This is a genomic window from Fructobacillus cardui (genome assembly GCF_963580785.1).
Classification (GTDB): Bacteria; Bacillota; Bacilli; order Lactobacillales; family Lactobacillaceae; genus Fructobacillus; species Fructobacillus cardui.
In genome coordinates, this window is the sequence record NZ_CAUZLS010000018.1 from 1 (window position 1) to 833 (window position 833).

Here is an 833-nt window from a genome sequence, read left to right on the forward strand (position 1 = left end):
AATTGAAAAACAAAAAACCCAAAGAATTCTTTACAATGGTAGTTGCTAGACAAACCATGAGGAGAAATTCTTTGAGCTATTCAATTTTAACATCTTATGATCGTGGCGCCATCGAAACTTTGAATAATTTTGGGTATTCGCTGCAGAAAATAGCCGATACGCTTGGTTTTTCGAAATCCACGATTCATTATGAACTTCAACGCGTACAACCATACGTCGCTTCTTTGGCCCAGCAAGATGCCGACCATAAGCGCAAACAATGTGGTCGAAAAACAACTTTGTCTCGTTCACAAAAGAATTTGATTGAAAGCTATTTGGCCTTAACGTGGTCACCAGCAATGGTTGCTCATCAATTAAAATTAGCGACTTCGACACTTTACAATTGGCTGAACAATGGACGGATTAATTTTCTTCTGACAGACTTACCCCACCGAAATGCTTTTCAACGACGAAAGAAAGAAAATCGCGGTACCTTTAAAGTCGAACAAACCATTGAAAATCGACCAGATAAGGTTAATCAACGCCAAGAGTTTGGTCATTGGGAAGTGGATACTGTTCTTTCTAGCCGTGGTCAAGATAAGACCTGTTTGGTCACCCTGGTTGAACGGCAAAGTCGGATGCTGTGGGCTATTAAAGTACCTAACCGAACCAAGGGTGCCATGAAATTAGCTTTCAAACGCTTCATGAACCAATTTGGATCAACCGTAAAATCAATCACAGTTGATCATGGAAAAGAGTTCTCGGGCTATCGACATTTACAACAGCAATACGGTATCCAGGTCTATTTCTGCCATGCCTATTCCCCTTGGGAACGAGCGACCAATGAATTATTT

1 protein-coding gene is annotated in these 833 nt (G+C 40.8%); it reads left to right on the forward strand.

What is annotated here, in order from left to right:
• Positions 1–71 precede the first annotated feature (71 nt).
• Positions 72–833: IS30 family transposase (locus tag AABI20_RS07545; RefSeq protein WP_338347352.1), on the forward strand; the 762-nt coding region annotated here is incomplete at its 3' end.